Origin of the sequence: Bradyrhizobium sp. B097 (genome assembly GCF_038957035.1) — a bacterium.
Classification (GTDB): Bacteria; Pseudomonadota; Alphaproteobacteria; order Rhizobiales; family Xanthobacteraceae; genus Bradyrhizobium.
Window position 1 is genome coordinate 1,811,921 of record NZ_CP152412.1, and the last position, 25,363, is coordinate 1,837,283.

At 65.5% G+C, this 25,363-nt stretch carries 24 protein-coding genes; 11 read left to right on the forward strand and 13 right to left on the reverse strand.

The genetic code is table 11. The features are described from left to right. Positions 1-20: 20 nt before the first annotated feature. From AAFG07_RS08330 to AAFG07_RS08340, 3 genes are all read left to right on the forward strand, one after another. Positions 21-977 carry an NAD(P)-dependent oxidoreductase gene (locus AAFG07_RS08330; protein ID WP_342726837.1) on the forward strand — a complete coding sequence of 319 codons (957 nt, stop codon included), beginning with the start codon at positions 21-23 and terminating at the stop codon, positions 975-977. Then, positions 970-1,845 (forward strand): dihydrodipicolinate synthase family protein, encoded by an 876-nt coding sequence (locus tag AAFG07_RS08335; protein WP_342726838.1) that lies wholly within the window; start codon positions 970-972, stop codon positions 1,843-1,845. Before AAFG07_RS08330 ends, AAFG07_RS08335 begins: the two co-directional genes overlap by 8 nt. Positions 1,846-1,956: 111 nt before the next feature. After that, entirely contained in the window at positions 1,957-4,281 is a 2,325-nt protein-coding gene (locus AAFG07_RS08340) for a xanthine dehydrogenase family protein molybdopterin-binding subunit (protein WP_342726839.1), read from the forward strand. Between the two features lie 139 nt (positions 4,282-4,420). Here the strand turns inward: AAFG07_RS08340 and AAFG07_RS08345 are convergent, their stop codons facing one another. Genes AAFG07_RS08345 through AAFG07_RS08355 form a run of 3 tightly spaced genes read right to left on the reverse strand, consistent with a single transcriptional unit; the run spans position 4,421 to position 7,572 of the window. After that, positions 4,421-5,617 (reverse strand): acyl-CoA dehydrogenase family protein, encoded by a 1,197-nt coding sequence (locus AAFG07_RS08345; protein WP_342726840.1) that lies wholly within the window; start codon positions 5,615-5,617, stop codon positions 4,421-4,423. 13 nt (positions 5,618-5,630) lie between these two features. Then, positions 5,631-6,776, reverse strand: coding sequence for an acyl-CoA dehydrogenase (locus AAFG07_RS08350; RefSeq protein ID WP_342726841.1), 1,146 nt, complete (start codon positions 6,774-6,776; stop codon positions 5,631-5,633). Between the two features lie 4 nt (positions 6,777-6,780). Continuing rightward, positions 6,781-7,572, reverse strand: coding sequence for an enoyl-CoA hydratase (locus AAFG07_RS08355; RefSeq protein ID WP_342729083.1), 792 nt, complete (start codon positions 7,570-7,572; stop codon positions 6,781-6,783). 224 nt (positions 7,573-7,796) lie between these two features. On the opposite strand from AAFG07_RS08355, the gene AAFG07_RS08360 reads away from it, so the two are divergent. From AAFG07_RS08360 to AAFG07_RS08370, 3 genes are read left to right on the forward strand one after another with little or no spacing between them, the layout of a single operon-like run. Then, the gene (locus tag AAFG07_RS08360) at positions 7,797-8,411 is read left to right on the forward strand and encodes a LemA family protein (protein ID WP_342726842.1); all 615 of its coding nucleotides are present in this window, start codon (positions 7,797-7,799) and stop codon (positions 8,409-8,411) included. A gap of 22 nt (positions 8,412-8,433) precedes the next feature. Next, positions 8,434-9,333, forward strand: coding sequence for a YgcG family protein (locus tag AAFG07_RS08365; protein ID WP_342729084.1), 900 nt, complete (start codon positions 8,434-8,436; stop codon positions 9,331-9,333). Between the two features lie 2 nt (positions 9,334-9,335). Beyond that, positions 9,336-9,833, forward strand: coding sequence for a TPM domain-containing protein (locus tag AAFG07_RS08370; RefSeq protein ID WP_342726843.1), 498 nt, complete (start codon positions 9,336-9,338; stop codon positions 9,831-9,833). 203 nt (positions 9,834-10,036) lie between these two features. Here the strand turns inward: AAFG07_RS08370 and AAFG07_RS08375 are convergent, their stop codons facing one another. The 4 genes from AAFG07_RS08375 to AAFG07_RS08390 all read right to left on the reverse strand — a co-directional run bounded on the left by AAFG07_RS08375 (position 10,037) and on the right by AAFG07_RS08390 (position 13,427). Further along, the gene (locus AAFG07_RS08375) at positions 10,037-10,651 is read right to left on the reverse strand and encodes a glutathione S-transferase family protein (protein ID WP_342726844.1); all 615 of its coding nucleotides are present in this window, start codon (positions 10,649-10,651) and stop codon (positions 10,037-10,039) included. A gap of 157 nt (positions 10,652-10,808) precedes the next feature. Next, positions 10,809-12,122 carry an MFS transporter gene (locus AAFG07_RS08380; protein WP_342726845.1) on the reverse strand — a complete coding sequence of 438 codons (1,314 nt, stop codon included), beginning with the start codon at positions 12,120-12,122 and terminating at the stop codon, positions 10,809-10,811. 124 nt (positions 12,123-12,246) lie between these two features. After that, positions 12,247-13,056, reverse strand: coding sequence for an MBL fold metallo-hydrolase (locus AAFG07_RS08385; protein ID WP_342726846.1), 810 nt, complete (start codon positions 13,054-13,056; stop codon positions 12,247-12,249). Beyond that, on the reverse strand, positions 13,053-13,427 hold the full coding sequence (locus AAFG07_RS08390) for a cyclic nucleotide-binding domain-containing protein (RefSeq protein ID WP_342726847.1): 375 nt from the start codon (positions 13,425-13,427) through the stop codon (positions 13,053-13,055). Before AAFG07_RS08390 ends, AAFG07_RS08385 begins: the two co-directional genes overlap by 4 nt. A gap of 204 nt (positions 13,428-13,631) precedes the next feature. Here AAFG07_RS08390 and AAFG07_RS08395 point away from each other — a divergent pair, with 204 nt between their 5' ends. The 3 genes from AAFG07_RS08395 to AAFG07_RS08405 all read left to right on the forward strand — a co-directional run bounded on the left by AAFG07_RS08395 (position 13,632) and on the right by AAFG07_RS08405 (position 16,614). Further along, positions 13,632-14,711 (forward strand): hypothetical protein, encoded by a 1,080-nt coding sequence (locus AAFG07_RS08395; RefSeq protein ID WP_342726848.1) that lies wholly within the window; start codon positions 13,632-13,634, stop codon positions 14,709-14,711. Positions 14,712-14,801: 90 nt separating this feature from the next. Beyond that, on the forward strand, positions 14,802-16,349 hold the full coding sequence (locus tag AAFG07_RS08400; RefSeq protein ID WP_342726849.1) for a hypothetical protein: 1,548 nt from the start codon (positions 14,802-14,804) through the stop codon (positions 16,347-16,349). A gap of 100 nt (positions 16,350-16,449) precedes the next feature. Beyond that, positions 16,450-16,614 carry a hypothetical protein gene (locus tag AAFG07_RS08405; protein ID WP_342726850.1) on the forward strand — a complete coding sequence of 55 codons (165 nt, stop codon included), beginning with the start codon at positions 16,450-16,452 and terminating at the stop codon, positions 16,612-16,614. A gap of 107 nt (positions 16,615-16,721) precedes the next feature. Here the strand turns inward: AAFG07_RS08405 and AAFG07_RS08410 are convergent, their stop codons facing one another. Next, complete coding sequence (locus tag AAFG07_RS08410) at positions 16,722-17,927, reverse strand: CoA transferase (protein WP_342726851.1); 1,206 nt, start codon at positions 17,925-17,927, stop codon at positions 16,722-16,724. 310 nt (positions 17,928-18,237) lie between these two features. Further along, on the reverse strand, positions 18,238-21,243 hold the full coding sequence (putA, locus tag AAFG07_RS08415) for a bifunctional proline dehydrogenase/L-glutamate gamma-semialdehyde dehydrogenase PutA (RefSeq protein WP_342726852.1): 3,006 nt from the start codon (positions 21,241-21,243) through the stop codon (positions 18,238-18,240). 135 nt (positions 21,244-21,378) lie between these two features. Between putA and AAFG07_RS08420 the strand changes: the two genes are divergently transcribed. Further along, the gene (locus AAFG07_RS08420) at positions 21,379-21,843 is read left to right on the forward strand and encodes an Lrp/AsnC ligand binding domain-containing protein (RefSeq protein ID WP_342726853.1); all 465 of its coding nucleotides are present in this window, start codon (positions 21,379-21,381) and stop codon (positions 21,841-21,843) included. A gap of 175 nt (positions 21,844-22,018) precedes the next feature. After that, positions 22,019-22,585, forward strand: coding sequence for a hypothetical protein (locus AAFG07_RS08425; protein WP_342729085.1), 567 nt, complete (start codon positions 22,019-22,021; stop codon positions 22,583-22,585). A gap of 313 nt (positions 22,586-22,898) precedes the next feature. Here the strand turns inward: AAFG07_RS08425 and AAFG07_RS08430 are convergent, their stop codons facing one another. The 4 genes from AAFG07_RS08430 to AAFG07_RS08445 form a co-directional block, all read right to left on the reverse strand. Continuing rightward, on the reverse strand, positions 22,899-23,099 hold the full coding sequence (locus AAFG07_RS08430) for a cold-shock protein (protein ID WP_021079749.1): 201 nt from the start codon (positions 23,097-23,099) through the stop codon (positions 22,899-22,901). 283 nt (positions 23,100-23,382) lie between these two features. Then, positions 23,383-23,694 carry a cytochrome c gene (locus AAFG07_RS08435; RefSeq protein ID WP_342726854.1) on the reverse strand — a complete coding sequence of 104 codons (312 nt, stop codon included), beginning with the start codon at positions 23,692-23,694 and terminating at the stop codon, positions 23,383-23,385. 11 nt (positions 23,695-23,705) lie between these two features. Then, complete coding sequence (locus tag AAFG07_RS08440; RefSeq protein ID WP_342726855.1) at positions 23,706-24,905, reverse strand: molybdopterin-dependent oxidoreductase; 1,200 nt, start codon at positions 24,903-24,905, stop codon at positions 23,706-23,708. Between the two features lie 208 nt (positions 24,906-25,113). Continuing rightward, positions 25,114-25,341, reverse strand: coding sequence for a hypothetical protein (locus tag AAFG07_RS08445; protein ID WP_176529489.1), 228 nt, complete (start codon positions 25,339-25,341; stop codon positions 25,114-25,116). Between the last annotated feature and the right edge of the window lie 22 nt (positions 25,342-25,363).

Below are 25,363 nucleotides of genomic sequence, written 5' to 3' on the forward strand. Positions count from 1 at the left end.
CACGGGGCCGGGCGGAATTCATGCGCGTATTGTTGACCGGCTCTTCCGGCTGGCTCGGCCGTTTCCTTGCGCCGCGGCTTCGACAGGCCGGTCATGATGTGACTGGCCTCGACGTCGTCCCAGGCGGGGCGACCAATGTGGTCGGCTCCGTGGCCGACCGGATGGTGGTCGATCGAGTGTTCGGCGATCACGGCATTGAGGCCGTGATCCATGGCGGCGCGCTGCACAAGCCCGACATCGCGCGGTTCTCGCCACAGGCCTTTGTCGACGTAAACATCACCGGCACGCTCAATCTGCTGCAGGCGGCGACTGCCGCCGGCCACGACCGCTTCGTGTTCACCTCGACGACATCGCTGATGATCTCGCAGGCGATCCGCGACGACGAAGGCCACGCGGCGGTGTGGCTCGACGAGAGCTCGGGGCCGCTTGAGCCGCGCAACATCTACGGAGTTACAAAACTCGCCGCCGAAGGGTTGTGCCGGCTGTACAGCCGGGAGCATGGGCTGAACTGCGCGGTGCTGCGCACCAGCCGCTTCTTCCCCGAAGACGACGACACGATCCGCGGCATCCATGGCGAGAACCTGAAGGCGGTCGAGCTGCTGTATCGCCGTCTCACGGTCGAGGATGCCGCCGATGCCCATGTCGTGGCGCTGGAGAAGATCCGCGGCTTCGAGGTGTTCGTGATCAGCGCGCCGACGCCGTTTGCGCGCAGCGATGTTGCGGCCCTGAAGATCGACGCGGCCGGCGTGATCGCGCGCACTTTCCCCGATGCGCCGGCGCTGTTTGCGCGTCGGGGCTGGCATCTGCCGCATTCGATCGGCCGGATCTACGACGCGGGCAAGGCCGAGCGGCTGCTCGGTTTCCGCGCGGTAACCGACTTTGCAGCTGTGCTCGGCGCCCTGCGCAACGGCGAGCCGCTTCCCTTTGCGCACGATCCCGATTATGTCTCGCCGTCAACGAGGCTTGCAAATGGCTGACTTTCACGGCGTCTTTCCGTATCTGGTGTCCCCGGTCGACCCCGCCGGCCATGTCCGCACCGAGGTGCTGGGCCGGCTCTGCGACGATCTGATCAAGGCCGGCGTCCATGGGCTGACGCCGCTCGGCTCGACCGGCGAGTTCGCCTATCTCAACAATGCGCAGCGCATGCAGGTGGTGGCGACCACGATCGAGGCCGCGCAGGGCCGCGTGCCCGTGGTGGCCGGCGTCGCCTCGACCTCGACAGCGGATGCGGTGGCACAGGCCAAGGCCTATCAGAAGCGCGGTGCTGCCGGCATTCTCGCGATCATGGAGGCGTATTTTCCGCTCGGTGACGCGCAGGTGGAGTCCTATTTCCGCGCCATTGCCGACGCCGTCGACATTCCGGTCGTGATCTACACCAATCCGAATTTCCAGCGCTCCGACCTCACGCTCGACGTCATCGCGCGCCTCGCCGCGCATCCGCGGATCGGCTACATCAAGGACGCCTCGACCAACACCGGCCGGCTGCTGTCGATCATGAACCGCTGCGGCGACAGCCTGAAAGTGTTCGCGGCCTCCGCCCATATTCCGGCCGCGGTGATGCTGATCGGCGGCCATGGCTGGATGGCGGGACCTGCCTGCATCATCCCGCGCCAGAGCGTCGAGCTCTACAATCTGTGCCGGCGCAACCGCTGGGACGAGGCGATGGCCCTGCAGCGCAAGCTCTGGCGCATCAACGAGGCGTTCGCCCGCTTCAACCTCGCCGCCTGCATCAAGGCCGGGCTCGCGATCCAGGGTTATGATGTCGGCGACCCCGTGCCGCCGCAGGCGCCGCTCGCGGCCGAGCAGCGCAAGGTCGTCGAGGCCGCGTTGCGCGATCTCGGTTGAAGCTGGCTTGCGCGTTGCATAAGGCGCATTACGTCGTCGTTTCCGGGCGTGTTGTCTCGCGCCGAAAATCCGTTAAAACCCGCCGAAATTTCTGAAATCAAGGACCCTCCGATGAACATTCTTCCCGGCAATATGCGTTTTGGTGCGGGCCAGCCGGTCAAGCGTCTCGAGGACCAGCGGCTGCTCACCGGGAAGGGGCATTTCATCGACGACAAGCCGCAGGACGGCGCGCTCTGGCTGCACGTGCTGCGCTCGCCGCATGCCCATGCCAACATCAAGTCGATCGACGCCAAGGCGGCGCTCGAGATGCCCGGCGTCAAGGCGGTCTATACCGGCGCGGACCTCGTGAAGGACGATATCGGCACGCTGCCGACGCTGGCGATCTTCAAGCGGCCGGACGGCTCGCCGATGACCGTGCCGCCGCGGCGCCTGCTGGCGCACGAGGTTGTGCGTTATGCCGGCGAGGGTGTCGCGGCTGTGGTCGCGACCTCGCGCGTGCTGGCGCAGACCGCGGCCGAAGCGATTGAGGTCGATTACGAGGTGCTGCCCTCGGTGGTCGATCCGGTCGAGGCGATCAAATCAGGTGCGCCGGCGGTCTGGCCGGAGGCGCCCGACAACATCGTGGCCGCGATGAGCTATGGCGACGCGGCCAAGGTCGAGGAGGCCTTTGCCGGCGCCGCGCACAAGGTGTCGCTCGACCTGGTCAGCCAGCGCCTGGTGCCGTCGGCGATGGAGCCGCGCTCGACCATTGCCGAGATCGAGAAGAAGACCGGACGGCTGATTCTCCACGTGCAGTCGCAGACCCCGGGCTCGACCCGCGATCTCCTGGCGGAATCGATCCTGAAGCGGCCGAAGGACAGCGTGCGCGTGCTGGTCGGCGATATCGGCGGCGGCTTCGGCCAGAAGACCAGCCTCTATCCCGAAGACGGCATCGTCGCCTACGCCGCGACCAAGCTGAACGAGAAGATCCGCTGGCGCGGCGACCGCACCGACGAGTTCGTCGGCGGCACCCACGGCCGCGACCTCACCTCGACCGGCGAGTTCGCGCTCGATGCCAAGGGCCGCGTGCTGGCCTATCGTGTGCGCTCGATCGGCGGCACCGGCGCGTACTCGTCGGGTACCGCCAACATCATCCCGCTGGTGCTCGGCCCGTTCGTGCAGACCGGCGTCTACGATCTGCCGCTGGTGCATTTCGAGGTGAAGTCTGTCATGACCAACACCGCGCCGGTCGGCGCCTATCGCGGCGCCGGCAGGCCCGAGGCGGTGTTCATCGTCGAGCGGCTGTTCGATGCCGCGGCGCGCCAGATCGGCATGGACCCGCGCACCATCCGCAAGGTCAACTACATCAAGCCGGCGCAACTGCCCTACACCAATGCGGTCGGGCAGGTGTATGACTCCGGCGCCTTCGCGCACATGCTGGAGCGCGCATCCGATTTGGCCGACTGGAACGGTTTTGCCGCGCGCAAGAAGGCGGCGAAGAAGAAAGGCCTGCTCTACGGCCGTGGCCTGACCAGCTACATCGAATGGACCGGCGGCCGCGCCCACACCGAAAACGTCTCGCTGCATGCGACCGCCGAAGGCCGCGTCATCCTGCACTCCGGCACCATGGCGATGGGGCAGGGCCTCGCCACTACGTATACCCAGATGATCGCTGATACGCTCGGCATTGCCATGGACAAGATCGACGTCATCCAGGGCGACACCGATCTCGCCACCGGCTTCGGCAGCGTCGGCTCGCGCTCGCTGTACGTCGGCGGCACCGCGGTTGCGGTCTCCGCCAATGACATGATCAACAAGGCGCGCGACAAGGCCTCCCATCTGCTCGAAGCCTCCGTCGGGGACATCGAGTATCGCGACGGCTTCCTCACCGTGGTCGGCACCGACAGGCGCATCAGCCTGTTCGAGATCGCAAAGAAGGAAAGCGGCGCCAAGCTCTCGGTCGAGAGCGAGGGCAATGTCGACGGCCCGAGCTGGCCGAACGGCACCCATATCTGCGAGGTCGAGATCGATCCCGAGACCGGCGTGACGCGGGTGGTGCGCTACACCACGGTCGACGACGTCGGCGTCGCGGTCAATCCGATGCTGGTGACGGGGCAGGTGCATGGCGGCGTCGTCCAGGGCATCGGCCAGGCCCTGTACGAGAGCGTGGCCTACAGCGAGGAAGGTCAGCTTCTGACCGCAAGCTATCAGGACTATTGCATCCCGCGCGCCTCCGACGTTCCGCCGATCACGGTGACGCTCGATCCCTCCGCGCCGTGCAAGACCAATCCGCTCGGTGCCAAGGGTTGCGGCGAGTCGGGCGCGATCGGCGGGCCGCCCTGCATCACCAACGGCGTGATGGATGCGCTGAGCGAGGTCGGGATCACCCAGCTCAACACGCCGCTGACGCCGGTGAAGATCTGGCAGGCGATCCAGGACGCGAAGGTGGGGACTTAGGCCGCGCGCACTCTCTCACCACGTCATTCCGGGGCATCGCGAAGCGATGAGCCCGGAATCCATTAGGCCGCACGTTCTGTCGTGAAATGGATTCCGGGCTCAGCCCTGCGGGCTGCCCCGGAATGACGGGGAGAGAGAGCTAGAGCCCCAACACCATCTTCGCGATGATGTCGCGCTGGATCTCCGACGAGCCGCCGAAGATCGTATACGCCCGCCCGTTGAGATATTCGGGCACCACCGGCAGCAGTTCTTCCGGGATCGCCGGCTCGTGGTTGAGCCGGTAGAACGGCCGCGCCGGCTCGACGGCAAGGCCGTCCTGACCGATCACGTCGACGCCGAGCCGCGTCACGGCCTGGCGGATTTCGCTGACCCGCAGCTTGATCAGCGACGACACCGCGCCGGGATTCTGTCCGGTCTGCAGCGCCGACAGCACCCTGAGCTCGGTCATTTCGAGCGCATCGATATCGACCTCGACCTCCGACATCCGCATCGCGATATCAGGGTCCTCGATGGCGCGGCCGGTGACTTCGGAACCTGCGAGATCGGAGATCGTCTTCAGCGCCTCGCGCAGCTTGGCGGAGGCGATGCCGGAGCCGCGCTCGAACTCGAGCAGATATTTGCCATAGGTCCAGCCCTTGCCTTCCTCGCCGACGCGGTTGGCGACGGGCACGCGAACATCGTCGAAGAACACCTGGTTGACCTCGTGGTCGCCGCCGATGGTCAGGATCGGGCGCGTGGTGATTCCAGGCGTCTTCATGTCGATCAGGATGAAGCTGATGCCGTCCTGCTGCCGCTCGCCCTCATTGGTGCGCACCAGCGCGAACATGCGGTTGGCGTGATGCGCATGCGTGGTCCAGATCTTGGTCCCGTTGATGACGTAGTCGTCACCGTCGCGCACCGCGCGGGTCTTCAGTGACGAAAGATCCGAGCCCGAACCCGGCTCGGAATAACCCTGGCACCAGTAGTCTTCACCCGAGAGGATTCGCGGGAGGTAAAAGTTCTGCTGCTCAGGGGAGCCGAAGCCGATGATGACGGGGCCGACCATCTTGACGCCCATCACGTTGACATTGGGCACGCCGGCGCGGGCACATTCGGCCTCGAAGATCCAACGCTGCGCCGGCGTCCAGTCCGGCCCGCCATGGTCCACCGGCCAGCCCGGCGCGCCCCAGCCCTTCTTGTGCAGCGCGCGCTGCCAGGCCATGCCGATGTCAGGGTCGGAGAACACCGACGGCGTCAGCGCGGTGGCGCGCTTCATTTCCGGCGTCAGGCTCTCGGCGATGTAGTCGCGGACTTCCTTTTCGAAAGCACGTTCCTCGGCGCTGAAGGTGAGATTCATCTTGCGCTCTCCGTTAGGCGTGGGCGCGGCCGCTCAACGCGGCGTGGCGGCGATAATGATGAGCACTGCCGCCGAACAGTGTGTCGAAGGCGAGCAGCCGCTTGAAATAGGCGCCGATGTCGAGTTCTTCCGTGACGCCCATGGCGCCGTGCAGCTGGACTGCCTGCTCGGCGACGAAGCGCGCGCATTTGCCGATCTTCGCCTTGGCGCCGGATGCGGCACGGCTGCGGGCGACCGGTTCGGCGTTGGCCATCAGCGCGGCGCGCAGCGCCATCGAGCGCGCCTCGTCGACCTGCATCGCCACGTCGGCAAGGCGATGGCGGATCACCTGGTTGGCCGACAGTGGCCGGCCGAACTGTTTTCGAATTTTGGTGTATTCGAGCGTGGTGTCGAGCAGCGTCTGCATGATGCCGACCGCCTCGGCGCCGAGCGCAGCCATCGCGCGGTCGACCACGGTCTCGATCGCGGGCAGCGCATCCTGGCCGTCGCCGAGCACCGCGTCGGCCGGCAATTGCACATCCCTGAGATCGAGGTTGCAGCCGCGCCCGCCGCCAAGTCGCGCGTAGTCGCGCAGGGTGAGGCCGGATGTTCCAGCCGGCACCAGGAACAAGCCGAGCTTGCCGGATGCGCCGTTGGCATTGGCGACGCGGGCCGAGACGATGATCTGGTTGGCCGATGCGCCGTCGAGCACCGCGATCTTGCTGCCGCTCAAAAGCCAGCCGTCGGCGGTCCTGGTGGCCGTCGTGTCGATATGGCCGAGGTCGAACCGCGCGGCGCGCTCCGAATGCGCAAACGCGAGCGTGAGCGCGCCCTCGGCGACCTTGGGCAGGATGACCTGCTGCTGCGCCTCGGTGCCGCATTCGGCAACCAGCGCAGCACCAATCACGACGGTGGAGAGGAATGGCTCGGACACCAGGCCGCGCCCGAACGCTTCCATCAACAGCCCGATCTCGATCGCGCCGCCGCCGAGTCCGCCGTGGGCCTCGCTGATCGGCAGCGCCAGCCAGCCGAGCTCGGCGAACTGCTTCCAGATCGCGGGCGAATAGCCATGCGGATCGTTCGCCGATTTCTTGCGGTGCTCTGATGTAAAGGTCTCCGCCACGAAGCGGTCGGCACTTTCGCGCAGCAGGCGCTGCTCGTCGCTGAGGGTGAGGTCCATCTGGTCACTTCACGTTGGCGTTTTTCTTGACGGAGGGATGCAGACCGGCGGGGTCCACCACCATTCCGAATTCCTGCAGATTGTGCGCGTGGCATAGCTGATGCAGCGCGAAGGCCTGATCGATCGCGGCGGGCTGGCCCATGATGTCGATCGAGCGGTTCACCGCCTCCTTCGACAGCTTCAGCGCAAAGGCGGGCTTGGCCGCGATCCGTCGCGCCAGCGCCAACGTGAAGGAGGAGAGATCGCCGCGCGGCACGACGTGATTGACCATGCCGAGGCGATGCGCCTCGTCGGCGCTCCAGACGTCGGCGGTGAACAGCATCTCCTTGGCCTTGCGCGCGCCAAGCTCCCAGGGATGCACGAACCACTCGACGCCGCAGACGCCCATCGTCACCACGGGATCGCAGAATTCGGCATCGTGGCTGGCGACAATCAGGTCGCAGGCCCAGGCCAGCATCAGCCCGCCGGCGATGCACTTGCCGTGCACTTCGGCGATCGTCGGCTTGGCGAGGTTGCGCCAGCGCCGTGTGATCTGCAGGTAGATCTCCTGCTCGCGCGCGAAGCGCCCATGCGCGTTGGGTTCGGCGAAGCCGCCCCAATTTCCGACTGGCGGGAAATCGACGCCGGCCTGGTTCTTGGCCCCAGGCCTGAGATCATGACCGGCCGAAAAATGCGGGCCGTTGCCGGCGAGGATGATGACCTTGACCGCTTCGTCCTGCACCGCCTGGTCGAAGGCGGCATTGAGGTCGTAGGTCATCTGCAGGTTCTGGGCGTTGCGCGCCTCAGGGCGGTTCATCACGATCCGCGCAATCGCAGGATCCGGCCGCTCGACGACAATCGTCTCGAATTGTTCAGACGCCAATGGATCCTCCCAGGATCGATTTTCTTGGCATGATGAACGGCGCAGGGAGGGATAGGCAAGGGCCATCATCGGCAAAACCGGCCGCGAATCCCGCCACGCGGGATTGTCGGGCGAAAATCTGTTACTCTGATTGAGAATCCACCGGGAGGAACAACTTCATGCGCAAGCTTTGGACCGTGCTGGCAGCGCTGGCGACTTTGAGCCTGACCAACTGCGGCTACAACGCGATCCAGACCAATGACGAGACGGTGAAGTCGAGCTGGTCGGAGGTGGTGAACCAGTACCAGCGGCGCGCCGATCTGGTGCCGAACCTCGTCAATTCGGTGAAGGGCTTTGCGCAGCAGGAGAAGGACGTGCTGCTCGGCGTCACCAACGCGCGCGCCAAGGTCGGCAGCATCCAGGCGACGCCTGAAGTGCTCAACGATCCGGCCGCGTTCCAGAAGTTCACGCAGGCGCAGGGCGAACTGACCAGCGCGCTGTCGCGGCTCCTGGTCGTGACGGAGAACTACCCGCAGCTGAAATCGGATGCGCTGTTCCGCGACCTGATGGCACAGCTCGAAGGCACTGAAAACCGCATCACCGTGGCGCGCAACCGCTACATCAAGGCGGTGCAGGACTATAACGTCGGCATCCGTACCTTCCCGAACAATCTGACCGCGATGGTGTTCGGCTACAAGGAGAAGCCCAACTTCTCGGTCGAGAACGAGAAGGAGATTTCGACCGCGCCCAAGGTCGATTTCAATCCGACGCCCGCGCCCGCGCCGTCGAAATAGCGCCGGCGTGCCCACCAACGCGATGACCACCGCACGCGTCTTCCTGCTCGCCTTCCTGCTGGGCTTCGTGTGCCCGGCGTGGGCCGAGGTCGCGGTGCCTCAGCTCACCGGCCGCATCGTCGATCAGACCGGGACGCTGTCGGCGAGCGATGTTGCGTCGCTGAACGACAGGCTGAAGGATCTGGAGGCCCGCAAGGGCAGCCAGATTGCGGTCCTGATCGTGCCGACGACGGCTGAGGAAACCATCGAGCAGTTCTCGATTCGCGTTGCGGAGGCCTGGAAGATCGGGCGCAAGAAGATCGATGACGGCGCGCTATTCGTCGTCGCCAAGAACGACCGGCATTTGCGCATCGAGGTCGGCTACGGCCTCGAAGGCGTGCTGAGCGACGTCGTCACCCACCGCATCATCGACGAGGACATCACGCCGAAATTCAAGGCCGGCGATTTCGCCGGCGGCATTTCGGCCGGCGTCGACCGCATGATCCGCCTGATCAATGGCGAGCACCTGCCGGCGCCGGAGCCCGAGCATTGGCAGGGCCCCAATCTCGTCGATCTCGCCAATCCGGTGACGATCTTTGTCGTCATCATCGTGGCGAGCGTGTTGCGCGCGATGCTGGGGCGGCTGCTGGGCTCGGCGGCGACCGGCGGCATCGTCGGCGTCTTCATCTGGATGGTGGCCGGCTCGCTCGCCACTGCCCTGGTGGTCGGGCTGTTCGCTGCCATTGCGGCGCTGATCTTCGGCGGATTGAATTTTGGCGGTCCGGCGGCCGGCTCGGGACCATACCGGCGCGGCGGCGGATATTCCGGCGGCTGGTCGGGCGGCGGCGGTGGCTGGAGCAGCGGCTCGAGCTCGAGCGACAGCGGCGGCTTCAGCGGCGGAGGCGGCAGCTTCGGCGGCGGCGGCGCTTCGGGGAGCTGGTAGGCATGGGCATCAAGCGCATCGGCAAGCATCTGCTCGAACACCGCTGGCGCGTGCGGCGCGAGTTTCCGCCGCGCGTGCTCGACGCGATCGAGAGGGCGATCAAGGCCGGCGAGGCTACGCATTCGGGCCAGATACGTTTCGTCGTCGAGGGTGCGCTCGACGGCGTGCCGCTGTTCCGCGATCAGCCGGCGCGGGAACGGGCGCTCGACGTATTCGCGCACTTGCGGATCTGGGACACCCATCACAACAACGGTGTTCTGATTTATCTTTTGCTCGCCGACCGCGACGTCGAGATCGTCGCCGATCGCGGCATCGATGCGAAGGTCGGCCACGCCGGCTGGGAAGCGATTTGCCGCGCGATGGAAACCGACTTTCGGGCCGGCCGGTTCGAGCAGGGTGTGATCAAGGGGATCGCGGCGGTGTCGCGGGAGCTGGCGCAGTATTTCCCGCATGTCGCCGGAGGCCCGAACGAACTGCCGGACAAGCCGGTGGTGATTTAGGGCGACCAACGATTTGGTCCGGTGCTCTTCATCCTCCCCTGGAGGGGGAGGATCGACGCGAATGCAACGAGCGGCGAGGTGGGGTGAAGGTCTCTCCGCGTGAACGCTGCCCGCGTGGAGAGATCACCCCACCTCGGTTCGCATTGCGCTGCGCTTCATGCGAACCGATCCTCCCCCTCCAGGGGAGGATAAGAATAAGAGCCCTACGCCTTCACCGAAGGCCGCGCGCCGACGCGGTTGAACCAGGCTACGATGTTGGCGTTCGACTGGTCCAGCGGTTGACCGACCTGGTTGCCGAAATCGAGCCAGCAATAGAGCAGCATGTCGGCGAGCGTGAAGCGCTTGCCACAGATATAGTCGCGGCCATCCGCCATCTGGTTATCAAGCCATTTGATGCGGTTGGCGGCGATCATCTTCAGCCCGGGCGAAGCCTCGGGTGCCACCGGAATGCGCTTCTCGAAGAATTTCAGCGCCTCGCCGAAGCGATAGCCGTTGGCGAGCGGCTCGGCGATGTTGAGATCGACGCGGCGCGTCCACATCCGGCATTCCGCGCGCTCTTCCGGCGTGCTGCCGATCATGGCGGGCGAGGGGTGCTTCTCCTCGAGATATTCGCAGATCGCCGTGATCTCCGAGAGGTAGCTGCCGCAGTCGAGCTCGAGCGCCGGCATCTGGCCGTGCGGATTGCGCTTCAGATGCGCTTCCTCGCGGTTCTCGCCCTTGCGCAGGTCGACGGTCTCCTTGGGGATCTCGATGCCCTTCTCTGCCACGAACATGCGCACGATGCGCGGATTGGGTCCGATCGAGTCGTAAAGCTTCATGGTCTTCGCTCCCTGTTCTTCAGCGTTATTCTTGCCGTTGTTGAACAGGCCACGCGCGGATTTGTCAAATGTAGCGCCGATGCGCGGTCGCGCACGCGCGGGCGTCGTACCGGTTGCGCGCCGACCGCATGGTCTGCCTGTCGTCTGCCGACGGAGGTCATTGCGCCGGCTGAGTTGCAATTCCCGGCACGGATGGTCGCCCGCGATAGACCGCCAGACCGAAGAGACCCACTGCCGCCGCAAACAGGATGTAGTAGACGGGCGCAGCCTTGTCGCCCGTTGCCTGGACCAGCCAGGTGTTGATGAACGGCGCCAGCCCGCCGAACAGCATCACGGCGAGATTGTACATCAGCGATGCTCCGGTCGAGCGTACGCCGACCGGAAATATCTCGGTCATGAAGGCCGGCATCGGCCCGGCCAAGGCTCCGAGCAGGACTGCGACGATCTGCAACTGCCAGAGGTTCGCGGTGGTCGGGTCGGCGACGAGCCGCTGCAGGATCACATAGAACAGCAGGCTGTAGACGATCAGCGCCGGAACGAGCACCGCGCGACGACCGATCCGGTCGGAGAGGGCACCGCTGGCCACCGCCACCGCCGCATTGATGACGCTGACGACGAGCAGGCCGAGCTGTGCATTCAGGATCGGCAGCTTCAACTCGGCGACCGCATAGGTGGGCAGAAAGATTGCATTGACATAGTTGATCGCCGTACCGGCCGCGATCAGGCAGAACGAGGCAATCAACTCGCGTGGGTGCTCGGAGAACAACTGGCCGAGCGTGGTCTGCCGGCTCGGCTGCGCCGTGGCGGCCTTCTCGGCGAGATACGCCTGGAATTCAGGCGACTCGTCGCACCTTTGGCGCAGGTACCATCCGGTCGGTCCGATCAGAATGCCGAGGATGAACGGCACACGCCAGCCCCAGCTCGCGAAGGCGTCGGGCGACAGGCCGAGATTGAGACCGATCGCCATCGCGGCACCGAGGCCAAACGCCAGCGATTGCGACACCATCTGGAACGAGCCGTAGAAGCCGCGCCGGCCGGGCGGCGCGAATTCGATCAGCATCGCGCTGGCGCTGCCGAACTCGCCGCCGGCGGAAAAGCCCTGGATCAACCGCGCCAGCAGCAGCAACAGCGGTGCCGCGATTCCGATCGCGCCATAGGTCGGCAGCAGGCCGAGCAGGCCGGTGCCGACAGCCATCAGCGATATCATCACGACCAGCGCCTTCTTGCGGCCGTGCTTGTCGGAATAGAGCCCGAACACCAGGCCACCCAACGGCCGGGCTGCGAAGGCGATCCCGAATGTCGCGAAGGTCAGCAGCAGCGAGGAATGCGGATTGTCCGCCGGAAAGAACAGCTTGCTCAGGATGCCGGCGAACAGGCCAAAGACGGTGAAGTCGAACCATTCCAGCGCATTGCCGATCGTGGAGGAGATCACCACCCGGCGGCGCATCTGCGCCCTCGTGTCAGCCTGCATTGGTTTCGTCTCCCCGCTGTCGGCAACGGCTTGCATCGCCGAGCCCATGATTTTTATCGTTGTGCGCCGATCCTAGTGCAAAGTCATGGCGGGCCACAACGGGCCCCTTGGCTGGGTCCGGGCGTCAATCGTCGAGCTTGTTGAGGTCACGCACCGACTGCATGATCGGCTCGAAATTCGAGCGCGCGTCGAGCGCATCGAACAATTGCGCGGTGTCCTCGAGCAGGGCATGCGAGCGTTGCAGCGCGATCCGCACGTCGTCCTGCGGCGTGTCGGACAGCCGGCCATGACCCGACAGCAGGATCTTCGAGTTGAGGCCCTTCAGCCGCTCCAGCGACTGGATGTAGTCGGCGATCGAGCCGGAGCCGAACACGCCGCCCATCACGCCGCCGGGCATCAGCGTGTCGGCGGCGAACAACAGCCCCTTGTCCTGATCGAACAGCGAGATGCAGGCCGAGGTGTGGCCCGGCGTGTACATCACGTTGAGGCGGAAACTGCCGAGGTCGATCAAATTGCCTTCCTCGAGCCAGATGTCGATGTCGATCGGCACGTTCGGTTCGTTGAACATCTTGCGCAGCATCGAGAAGTCGTCGCGCAGCATGATCTTGTTGGCGGCGAGCCGGTGCGCCGCGATGTAGGCGCTGCCGTGGAAATGATAGGCCGCGCCGATGTGATCGAGATGCTCGTGGCTCAGCACCACCATGTCGATCATCTCGGGCGTGATGCCGAGATGGTTCAGGCAGGCGACCAGCGACGGATAGTTGGTCGACAGCCCGACGTCGATCATGATGGTCCGCTTGCTGCCGCGCACGAGATAGGCGTTCGCCGCTCGGTTCTTGAAGCGGATCTGGTAGACGTCGTCGGCCGCCTGGATCAGCGTGGCGACGTCGGCCTCGAACAGCGTCTTGAATGGGCTTGGCTTGCGCTCGCTCATGGGGTGGCCGCCGCTCGGTAGGTGACGGCGTTGGTCGCGCGCAGCCGTTTCGAGAGCGCATCCATCACCATCAGCGCGAACGCCGGCTGCTGGCTGACCAGATAGACGAAGCGGGCGTGGTTGATCCGCATCACCCGCGTCGCGGGCGCGGAGGCGATCGCGGTTGCCGAGCGCGCCGAGCCGTCGATCACGGCCATCTCGCCGAAGAACTCGCCCTTGCCGAGGCTGACGATGACCGTCTTGTGTCCGCCATCGATCTTGGCGATGTCGACCGTGCCGTCGAGTACGACAAACAGCTCGCGGCCGGTCGAGCCTTCCTCAAAAATGACGTCATCGACATCAAATTCATTGATGCATTTCTCGATCGTCATGGCGCTGTCCTGCCTTCTGGCTGGAAGACGCCGGTATGTTAATCGGGAAACCGCCGCGCGCAAACGGAGCTGACGCAGATTGCCGCATGGCAACATCGCCTAAATCCGGCCCGGAAAACTCCCTAAAATTTAGGTAATGGCGGAGCTGGGTAACCATTTCGCAAGCAATAAAAGTTACCGAATTGTCAACCCAGTCTGGAGACTTTGAACGTGAGTGAGCAGCAGAGCGAGCCGATCAGCGGTCAAGCCGGCGCCGAGACGGCGGCGAAGAGCGAGCCCGTGATGGCCGCGGCCGGTGTCGAGGCTGTCCGGCTTGCGCCCGAGCAGGAAGAGACGTCGCCAAAGGCCGACGCGCCCAGGATGGACGCGCCGAAGGTTGAATCCCCGAAGATTGAGCCGTCCCGGCTCGATCCCATGATTGAGGCCAAGATCGACGCCAAGATCAATGCCAAGATCGAGCCGACCAACATGGACGTGCCCAAGGTCGAGACCGGCAAGCGTGAAGAGCCGCGTTTCCCGGGCAAGCTGATGATCATGGCGCCCGGCGACCGGACCTGGGACCATGAGGCGACCGCCTCCAAGCCGGGCGCCGAGCAGACCGCCAAGGCAGCAGGCAAGCCGGCCGGCACGCGCCGGTTCGGGGCCATGGCCGCCGTAGTTGCGCTTGCGACCGTGGCAGGAGCCGTCGGTGGCGCGCTCGCGACCGCCGGGCTTGGCCATCTCGCCGCCCCCGCCGCTGCTTCCGTCAGGGATGTGGCTGCCCAGGATGCAGCCAAGGACGCCGCCGCCAAGGAAGCGGCCGACGCCGCGCTCGCCCGGCTCGAATCAGAGATCACTGCGCTGAAGGCCAATGTGGAGCAGACGGCCAAGGCCGGCCAGGCCCAGTTCAGCAAGGCCAGCGACCGGATCGAGAAGGTCGAGAGGGCCCAAGCTGAGCCGATTGCCAAGCTCAACAAGCTCAGCGAGACCGTCGACAAGCTCCGCGCCCCGCAGACGACCGTCGCCGCCGCGACGCCCGCCCGCGAGGTGACCGGCTCGATCCCGCCGGCGACTGCCGCGGCAGCACCTGCGGCCCCCAGGCCCGAGGTCGGCCGCATGCCGGTGGTCGACGGCTGGGCGCTGCGCGACGTCGGCAATGGCGGCGCGCTGATCGAGGGCCGCGGCGGCATCTACGAGGTTTATGCCGGCGATCCCGTCCCCGGCCTCGGCCGCGTCGACGCCATCCGCAAGCAGGACGGCCGTTGGGTGGTCGTCACCAGCAAGGGCCTGATCGTTTCGCGTTGATCGGCGAAACACGACGATACCAAGGCGCTTCACCGCGATGTGAAGCGCCTTTTTTCTTGAATAGGGTTTGCCGTGCGGTGTTAGTGGGGCATGAGCCGCGCGCTGAAATGCCTCCTGGTGATGTCCGTTCTGCTCGTTGGCGCCGTGCCTGCGCGTGCCGCGGAAGATCGCGCGCTCGAGCGCGGCGCGGCGGTGATCGATCCCGCGATCCTGCGCGAGCTCGATCATGGCCGCTTTGGCCTCGGGCGGATGCTCGCGCCGGGGCGTTCCGCCGACACGCCGCTGTCGAACCGCGATCTGTTCGGATTGCCTGCGATGGTGCCGGTGCGCGAGGCGCTCGATAGCGAGTTCGATCGTTATGTCGGAAAGCACAAGGAAAACCTGCCGAACGAGAGCATCGGGGTCGGCGACGGCTTTGCGTTTCAGCTGTTCGATCGCGCGCTGTTTGAATCCCCTGACGTTCGCTTCGTGCTGGCCGGCATCGTCAACCGCATGGACCGCGCCTATGTGGCGCCGAAGGACTGCGGCGAGATCCGGCTGATCTATCGGCTGACCCGCACCGACGTGCCGCTGATCGGCGAGAACGCGGTGTCGCAGCGGCTGCCGATGACGTTGAACCTGGTGCTGAAGGCGAAGGGCGACGGCAACGATGCGTCGCTCAGCTGCCGCGAGATTGCGCGGCGCTGGCTCGCGACGGGCAGCGCAGCGCCGGCGATGGAGAAACTGTTCGGCAAGGACGGCCCGCTCGACCCGATCGATGCACGGAATATCGATCGCATCGAGACCAATCTGCAGATCGCACACGCGCCGAAATCGGCCATACGCGACTTCCGCACCGACTATCTCCTGAAAGTGTTCGACTATGACGGCGCAGCGAAACGCTTTGTCGAGGCGCCGCTGGAGAACCAGATCGACCGCGATCGCATTCTGGCCGACGAGGCGTTGAAGCGCGACTTCAAGGCATGGCTTCTCGATCCCAGGCATTTTGCCGAGCTTGATCGCGGCACCCTGCTGATCCCCGACAAATTCCTCGCGCGCGGTGCGGTCGCGCCGACGCCGACCGGTTTCGACGTCAGCGACCTGGAGCCGGAGTTCGGGATGGTGCAGGGTGAGGGGACGCCCGGCAACGCGCTGTTCTCGGAAGGTGACGTGGTCGGCGCGTTGCAGAAGGCTGCGGCCGACGGAACGAAGCTGCAAAACATCCAGTCGCTGGCCGGCTTCGAGCGGCGCCTCAACGACGTCACCTGCGCCGGCTGCCACCAGACCCGCGGCATCGGCGGCTTCCATTTCCCCGGCGTCGACTGGATGGCGGCAAAACCGTCGAACTCCACCGTGGTGCCGGCCTCGCCGCATTTCTTCGGCGACCAGCCTCGGCGCCGCGATATTCTCGCAAGTTTCCGCGACGGAAAAGCGCCGGACTTTTCGCGCGGCTTCTCCAACCGGCCGCAACTGCGCGCCGGCGCCGAGCTTGCCGGCACCGAATACAGCGATGGCTGGGGCGCGCATTGCTATCTGCCGGGCGCCAGGCCGGCCGAGACCGACCGCAGCTTTCGCGGCTGGACCTGCGCCGAAGGCCTCGCCTGCCAGGTCGCGGGGAAGACCTCACGGATGGGGATGTGCTTCGTGAAGGGGCGGTAATTCCGGCCGGAACCGAAGCGTCTGCGCGTCATTAGTTGATGCTACATTGCGGTCCGCGACCACGACCCGAACAGCCCAGCCCTTGAGCGGAGACCGGCCGATGAGTGCTCCCGAGCAGGACAAGCAGCGCAACCGCGAGATCGCGGCCAACGAGGCCGAGCGTCAGGCGGTGAGCGCCGTCCGCGTCAGCAGCTGGGCGATCGGGCTCGCGGTCATCATCGCCATCATCGTTGTGGCGATCGTCTGGGCCTGGATGAAACGGTGAGCTCCTTTGTAGCCCGGATGGAGCGAAGCGTAATCCGGGAACGAAGCATCCGTAGACGCAGCCGTCCCGGATTGCGCTTCGCTCCATCCGGGCTACTTGTCGCGTGACTATGCCACTGCGCCGGACGCGCGCAGCTTCCGGATCGTGGCCTCGTCGTAGCCGGCCTGGCGCAGGATCTCGTCGGAATGCTCGCCGACCTCGGGCGGCTTGCGCGGCTGCACCTTCTTGGCGCCGTCGATGAAGATCGGGCTGTTCACGGTCAGCATGGTGTCGTTCTCGAAGCGCACCAGCACCTCGTTCTCGATCATCTGCTTGTCGTTCGGGATGTCGTCGAGGATGCCGACGACGCCGAACACCAGGCCGTTGCCGTCAAGGATCTTGCGCCATTCGGCGAGATCCTTGCCGGCGAACACCTCGTCGAAGATCTTGATCAGCTCGACCGAGCGCGCATGGCGGTCCGCCTTGGTGGCGAAACGCGCATCGGCGAGGAGGTCCTCGCGGCCCATGCAGCGCGCCAGCGTCGGCCACTGCCGGTCTTCGTTGAGCAGCGACAGGATCAGCCAGCGGCCGTCCTTGCACTTGTAGTGGTTGGTGACGGCGTTCAGCGCCTCTTCGCGCGGCTTGCGCTTCTTGAACTTGGCGCCGACGAGCTTGGCCTGCGCCAGTACGCCGTTGGCCCAGATGCCGTTGGCCATCAAATTGGTCGCGACATGCGAGCCCTTGCCGGTCTTCTCGCGCTGGAACAGCGCGGTGACGATCGCGCCGTAGAACGCCATCGCGCAGGGGTGATCGCCCATGCCGGCGACCGAACGGGCCGGCGTGGTGTCCTCGTCGGCGCGTACCAGATCCATCAGGCCGGAGCGGGCCCAATAGGCGTTGGAGTCGAAGCCGGGCTTGTTGGCCTCTTCGCCCTTCTCGCCGTAACCGGTGAAGGAGGCGTAGATCAGCCGGTCGTTGAGATGCGCAAGATGATCGTAGGTGATGCCGAGCTTCTGGCGCACCTGCGGCGGCATGTTGGTGATGAACACGTCGGCCTCGGCGACGAGCTTGTAAAGCACCTGCTGCGCGTCAGGTTTGGTGAGGTCGAGCGCGAGGCTCTTCTTGTTGCGGGCCTCGAGCATCCACGCGAAATTGTGCTCGCTCGCTGGATAGCCGGGCAGGTTGGGCAGGTTGCGGTAGGGGTCGCCGGCGCCGGGCGGCTCGATCTTGATGACGTCGGCGCCGAAGTCGGACAGCACGGTGGCGGCCGCGGGCGCCGCGATGAAGCTCGCGCAGTCCAGGACCTTGAGCCCGTCAAAAATGCCTTTTTCCATCGTGCCGTCGCTCCCGTGGCGCTTGTTGGTGTTTTTCCGGTAGCTGGAATTATCGTGTGCGATGATCCCGATCGGACCGGCATTTGACCCATCTCGGGGGCACGATGCAACGGCACTTTCTTACCCACCCTTTTACTCTCCCCTGGAGGGGGAGGGTCGGCTCACATTGAGCGAAGCGAATGTGAGACGGGGTGGGGTGATCTCTCAACACGAGCAGCGTTCGAGCAGAGGGACTGTCACGCCACCCCGCGCCGCATCTCGCTGCGCGCGATGCGACACGACCCTCCCCCTCCAGGGGAGGGTGAAGCGCTTACTCCACCCCCGCCATCAACGCCGCATTGCCGCCCGCGGCGGCGGTGTTGATCGTTACCGTCTGCTCGGTTGCGAAGCGCGTGAGGTAGTGCGGGCCGCCGGCCTTGGGGCCGGTGCCGGAGAGGCCGCTGCCGCCGAACGGTTGCACGCCGACGACCGCACCGATCATGTTGCGGTTGACATAGATGTTGCCGACCTGGAGACGGTCGATCACGTGCTCGATCGTGTCGTCGATGCGGGAATGGATGCCGAGCGTCAGCCCAAATCCGGTTGCCTCGATCGCGGAAAGCACCTCGCCGAACCGCTCGGCGCGGTAACGCACGACATGCAGGATCGGGCCGAACACCTCCTCGCGCAGCTGGCCCGCCGCCGACAGTTCGAAGATATGCGGCGCGACGAAATTGCCTGCCGGGGCCTCGCCGGCGAGATGCACCCGCGCCTCCTGCTTCATCCGCGCGATATGCGCGTCGAGCCGTTGCTTGGCCTCCGCATCGATCACCGGTCCGATATGCGTCGACGGTTGCGAGGGATCGCCGATCTTCAGTTCGCGCGCGGCGCCCGCGATCATCTCGATCATGCGGTCGGCGACGTCGTCCTGCACGAACAGCAGCCTAAGCGCCGAGCAGCGCTGGCCGGCGGAACGGAACGCCGAGGTCACGACATCGTCGGCGACCTGCTCGGGCAGTGCGGTGGCATCGACGATCATCGCATTGATGCCGCCGGTTTCCGCGATCAACGGCACAATCGGCCCGTCCTTGGCGGCGAGCGTCCGGTTGATCGATCGCGCCACCTCCGTCGAGCCGGTGAAGACCACGCCGGCAATGCCGGGATGGCTGACCAGCGCGGCGCCGGCCGCACCGTCGCCCTGCACCAGATGCAACGCCGATCGCGGCACGCCGGCCTGATGCAGCAGCGCGACGGCCTCGGCTGCGATCTGCGGCGTCTGTTCGGCCGGCTTTGCGATCACCGCATTGCCGGCCATCAGCGCCGCCGTCACCTGGCCGAGGAAGATCGCGAGCGGGAAATTCCATGGCGAGATCGCGACGAAGGCGCCGCGGCCGCGCAACTCCAGCATGTTGCTTTCGCCGGTCGGCCCGGGCATCGCCTCGCCCTGCCCGAACAGCTTCCGGCCGAGCGCCGCATAGTAGCGGCAGAAGTCGATCGCCTCGCGCACCTCCGAGAGTGCGTCGTCGAGCGTCTTGCCGCCTTCGCTCTGCAGCAAGGCGAGGAAGTGCGCGCGCCGCTGCGCGAGCAGGTCCGCGGCCTTGTCGAGGATCGCCGCGCGTTGGACGGCCGGCGTGCCATCCCACGCCTTGAAGCCACCGCGCGCAGCGGCGACCGCGGCATTCGCCTGTTCGACCGTCGATGTCGCAACCATGCCAGACGCCGCCTTGGGTTCGCCCGCAATCGAAGACGTCAGTGCGTCGAGCGCCTTTCGCTCGCCGAATTCGATGCCGTGCGAATTCTCGCGCTGCGGCCGGTAGAGATCGGCCGGCAGGGGAATTCCGGAGTGAGCGGCATTGTTGTCGGCGCCGATGATCTCGGCCGGGCGGCGCAATAGGTCCACGATGGAGACGCGATTATCCGCCGCCAGCGCCACGAACGACGAGTTGGCGCCGTTCTCGAGCAGCCGGCGCACCAGATAGGCGAGCAGGTCGCGATGGCTGCCGACCGGGGCATAGGTGCGATGGGCGATCTCCGGTCTGTCGTCGCCGAGCTGTGCGTAGAGCGCTTCGCCCATGCCGTGCAGCCGCTGGAATTCGAAGCTCGCGGGATCGTCTGACAGTTCGAGGATGGTCGCGACCGTCAGCGCGTTGTGGGTCGCGAATTGCGGAAACAGCCGCGGCCGCAGCGCCAGCAGCTTGCGCGCGCAGGCGACGTAATTCAGGTCGGTCATCGCCTTGCGGGTGAACACTGGATAGCCGTCGAGCCCGCGCTCCTGTGCGCGCTTGATCTCGGTGTCCCAATAGGCGCCCTTGACCAGGCGCACCATCATCCTGCGGTCGAGCGCGCTCGTGAGTGCATCGATATAATCGATCACCTCAGCGGCGCGCTTCTGATAGGCCTGGATCGCAAGACCAAAACCGCTCCAGCCGGCGAACGACGGGTCGGCGAACGCGGCGGCGATGACGTCGAGCGACAGTTCCAGCCGGTCGGCTTCCTCGGCATCGACGGTGAAGTTGAGGTCGAACGCCTTGGCGCGGCGCGCAAGATCGATGAGCTGCGGCACCAGCTCGGTCATCACCCGGGCGTGGCTGACCGCCTCGAAGCGCGGATGCAGCGCGGAGAGTTTGACCGAGATGCCGGGCCGGTCGGGCAGGGGCTGATCGCCGGCCGCCTTGCCGATCGCGTCGATCGCGCGGGCGTAGGATTCGAAATAGCGGCGGGCATCGTCGGCGGTGCGCGCGCCCTCGCCAAGCATGTCGAAGGAATAGCGCGAGCCGCGCGCCGTATGTGATTGTGCCCGCGCCAGCGCCGCCTCGATGGTCTCGCCGAGCACGAAATGGCTGCCCATCAGCCGCATCGCCTGCCGTGTCGCGGCGCGCACCGCCGGCGCGCCGAGCCGCTTGGTCAGCCGCCCGATCGTGCCTTGCGGCGTCTCGCCGGGCTGGATCACGCGCGCCGACATGCCGAGCGCCCAGGCCGAGGCGTTGACCATGAACGCGCTCGATCTGGTCTCGTGGTTGACGAAGTCGCCCTGGCCGAGCTTGTCCTCGATGAACTGGTCGGCGGTGCGCGCGTCGGGCACCCGGAGCAGCGCCTCCGCCAGCACCATCAGCGCCAGGCCCTCCTTGGTCGACAGCGCGAACTCGCGCAGCATGTCCTCGACCCCGCCGAGCGGATCGTCGTTGGCCCTGATCGCCTCGATCAGGCGCCGCGCGGTGCGGTCGACCCCGGCCTCCTGGTCCGCGCCAAGCCTGGCGTCCTGGCGCAGGCGGCCGGCGATCGCGGTGTCATCGGGGGCGTAGGGCGCGCTGAACGGGGGCGGGAGCGGGTCGGGCATGGTGGTTCCTTGGCGGTCCTTGGCGATTCCTTGGGGTTGCACGGGAACACCTACGCGCGGTCGCACCGTAGTTCGATAGACAAATTAGCAGATTTGCCTTAGAAAATCCGGGTCAAGTCAGATATTGCCTTACATATGACAGACATAGACAAGACAGACCGCAAAATCCTCTCGATCCTGCAAGGGGATGGCCGGATTGCCAATGTGGAACTGGCCGAAAGGATCGGCCTGTCGCCGACCTCGGTCGGCGAACGGCTGAAGCGGCTGCAGCGCGACGGCTTCGTCGAGGGCTATGGCGCGCGGCTCAATCCGCACCGGCTCGGGCTCGGCCTCCTGGTCTTCGTCGAGGTGCTGCTCGACAAGACCACGCCCGATGTGTTCGAGCGCTTCGCCAGGGCAGTCCAGATCGCGCCGGAAGTGCTGGAGTGTCACATGGTGGCCGGCGGCTTCGACTATTTGGTCAAGGCGCGCGTCGCCAACATGAGCGCCTATCGCAGGTTTCTCGGCGAGACCCTGCTGGCGCTGCCGGGCGTGCGCGAGACGCGAACCTACGCGGTGATGGAGGAAGTCAAGCGCGACGCGCCGCTGCCGGTCGGCTGATGGGCTCCGGATCTGATCGACAGCCATGCGCAGGATGTCTTGGCATCGCGACGCACCCGCGATAATTCTGCCCCCAGTTGGGGGCCGCGACATGGACGATGCCAATCTGCCGATACGAGCGAAGCGAACCGGGGTTGCCGGCGCGTTATGCGCAGCCGTCTTGTCCCTCTCCGCGATGGCGCCGTCCCGCGGGGCCGAGTTCAGCTCCGGCATCATGCAGCTCTATACATCGGTCTCGATCTATCCGCCGTCGGCCTCGGCGATGACGGTGTGCTACGGCTTCGTCTGCCGGCGCCGCGAGATGCTCGACTTCAGCGGGGCTGACCGGGCAGCCCTGACCAGGATCATGGCCACGGGCCGCGCCAACGCCGCCGCCGAGCGCGCGGCCGTGCAGAACGCCGTGATCTGGTTCGACCGCCGGATGGGGCCGATCCTCGGCACCGACAAGCGCGTGGCGAAAGCGGACTTCCGCGCCAACGACGACAAGCACAATTACGATTGCTGGGACACGACACGCAACACGACCAGCCTGATGCTGGTGATGCAATCGTGGAACCTGTTCAAGTTCCACGACGTCGGCGACCCCCACTATCGCGGATTTTCGCTGGGACAAACGCCGCACAACACCGCCGTTCTGCTCGAACGCGCGACCAAGGTGGAGTGGGCCGTCGATCTCTGGCCCCGCGGCTATCTGCAACCGCCTGACGTCATGACCGTCGCCAAATGGGTGACGGAAGATTGAACGGCTGAACGTTCCTGCCGCGCGCGCACCGTTCACGGCGCAGCTTTTCCGTCACGACCCTGGCATGATGGAGAGAGACATCCCGCGATTGTCGGTGAGGCTCACGTGCGGCGGGCCACAGCAATGGGGCGGTGCCGGATGTGACGGTCAAATAGCCAATAGCGGCACGCGATCGGTGGCGGCCGAAAAAAGTTCAACGCCGTGGCGCGCGGGCGCCGTGCCCGCTCCGCCGAACGTCACGTCGTGTGATGTTGGATCGGCCCTCACTCCCGGATCGTGTCCGAGAGTGCGCCGCTGGATCTTGCGCGGTGCGCTAGACCTTGAGGTTCTCGGCTGATGTCTTGCCGCGATTGGCAATCTCTTCGTATTCAACAGACTGGCCTTCGTTGAGGCTCTGAAGACCGGCCTTCTGAACTGCTGAAATATGAACGAAAATGTCCTTGCCGCCTGTTGCGGGCTGGATGAATCCATAACCCTTGGTCGGGTTGAACCACTTCACTGTACCTTTGGGCATTCCAGTCGTCTCCGCGGAATCAATCGAAAACAGACCAGTCGGTCCCCGCACAAACCGGCTTGTCCGTACCGCACAGGATAGCAGTTTGAAAAAAGCTGGGTAGATCAAACCACGGTGTGTTTTTGCCCGGAAACAACCCGCTTTGCAGGGTTTTGGTGGCGGATTGCCTGTTTCGTGGTCAATTGATGCGCTGCAAAAAAGATCGGTTCCACTGAACCGAATTGGATCAATAGCCCCGCGCGCGGGCGTTCGGCCGGCGCGCGGGCAATGGATCGGCCGCGTCTCAATAGGTCGCGGAAAGATACTCGACGATCTTGCCGACGTCGGCCTGGTCGATCGGCGCGCCGTAGACCTTGATCATCTTGGTCACCTCGGCCTGCCAGAAGTCCTTCTTGAACTTCTCGCCCTGCGGCTGGGTCTTGATGTAATCGGCCGAGTGGCAGGCGGTGCAGTTGTTCTGCACCACGTCGAGGTTGGGACCGGGCTTGAAGGCCGCAGTCTCCTCGGGAAGCGCGTAGTTGACTGGCGCGGCAACAGCGGTGCCGATCGACAGCATGGCGATCGCGGCGAGGGAGGGAAGCAGCTTGCTGGTCATGATGCTTCTCCTCACGCCGCGGTGACGCGCACGGTTTCGACGACGTTGCGCAGATAGCCGGCGGGATTCCACCACGGATCCATCGGCTGGGTGTCGCCGGCATTGCTGGTGGCGCGCACCTTCAGGTCGGAGGCGCCGGCCGGGAGCGCGACCTTCAGCTTCCATTCGCGGAATGCGTATTTGCCGAGATCCTTGCCGAGCTTGGCCGGCGTCCAGCTCTTGCCGCCGTCGATCGAGACCACGACCTCCTTGATGCCCTTGCCGCCGTCGAAGGCGATGCCGCGCAGCGTGCTGCGGCCAGCCTTCAGCTTGGCGCCGTCGGCAACGCTGGTGATGAACGAGCGCACCGTGAAGCGGTTGATCGGGATCGTCGCCTTTGGTGCGGTGCCGGGCTCGACCGCATTGTTCGGCGTATCCGGAATCCGGTAGGCGGACTTCATCCAGAAGCCCTCGAAGACGTTGTCGATCACGGTGATCTCGTTGAGGTGCTTGACCCAATAGGTGCCGTAATAGCCGGGCACCACGAGGCGGAGCGGGAAGCCGTTGAGGAATGGCAGGTCCTCGCCGTTCATGCCCCAGGCCAGCATCACCTCGCCGTCGCGCGCATGGTCGATGTCGAGCGCCTTCACGAAGTCAGGCGTCGTCTCCATCACCGGACCGTCCATGCCGTTGAAGGTGACCTGCTTGGCGCCGGCTTGCACGCCGGCCATGTCGAGCACGGTCTTCAGCGGCACGCCGTGCCAGCGCGCGCAGCCCATCGCGCCGTTGCCGAGCTGGCCGCCGGCGACGCGCGGATTGAAGAAGCCCCGGCTGTTGCCGGAGCACTGGTTGACGGCGACGAGCTCGGTCGCCTTCAGCTTCCGGATATCCTTCAGCGAGAGCTTCAGCGGCTTGTCCACCTTGCCCTTGATCTCCAGCGTGAACTTGTCCGGATCCAGATCGTAGGGGATGCCGGCGAGGTGATAGCGGACGAAGAACGCGTTGTTCGGCGTGAGCGGACCGTCGTTGAAGACCGCAAACGGCGTTTCCAGCTGCGGCGGCCGGGCGGTCAGGCCGATCATCGGGCGCTTCTGCGGGTAGCGCACCAGCGGGCGTTCACCATTGCCGAACGGCAGCGTCACGGTGTCGAGTGCGAATGCACCCCTTGATCCCAGCCCCGCCACCAAAGCGGCCAACCCGGCGCGCTTCATCAAGTCTCGTCGATCGAGCATTCCGCTTCCTCCGAAGCTGTTCTGTCGTGAGCCGGTCATCACCAGGCTCACTCTGCCTTGCGCGCCTTCGCATCATGGAACGCGCGGCGACAAATGTCGCACCTGACAACTGCAAGTCAATTGAGCTTTCGCAGCGTTGCGTCGCAACAACGAGAAGCCCCGGTCGCATGCGGCGACCGGGGCATTTCCATCCAGGTCGAAGGCTCGATCAGTAGCAGACGTTCACGGTGCGATAGCGATAGCCGTACGGCGTCATCACCAGGCGGGTGACATAGCAGCCGGAATCGACGAAGCCGACGGAGATGCCCGGGCCACCCCAGAAGTGATGGTGATACGGATGCCAGAAGAACGGCTTGGCCGAAGCCGAGGTCGGCGCCAGCGCGGCGGCAGCAAGCGTTGCGGCGGTCGCGAGAGCAAGCGTGACTTTGCGAAGCATGGTCGTCTCCTTCAGATGCGCG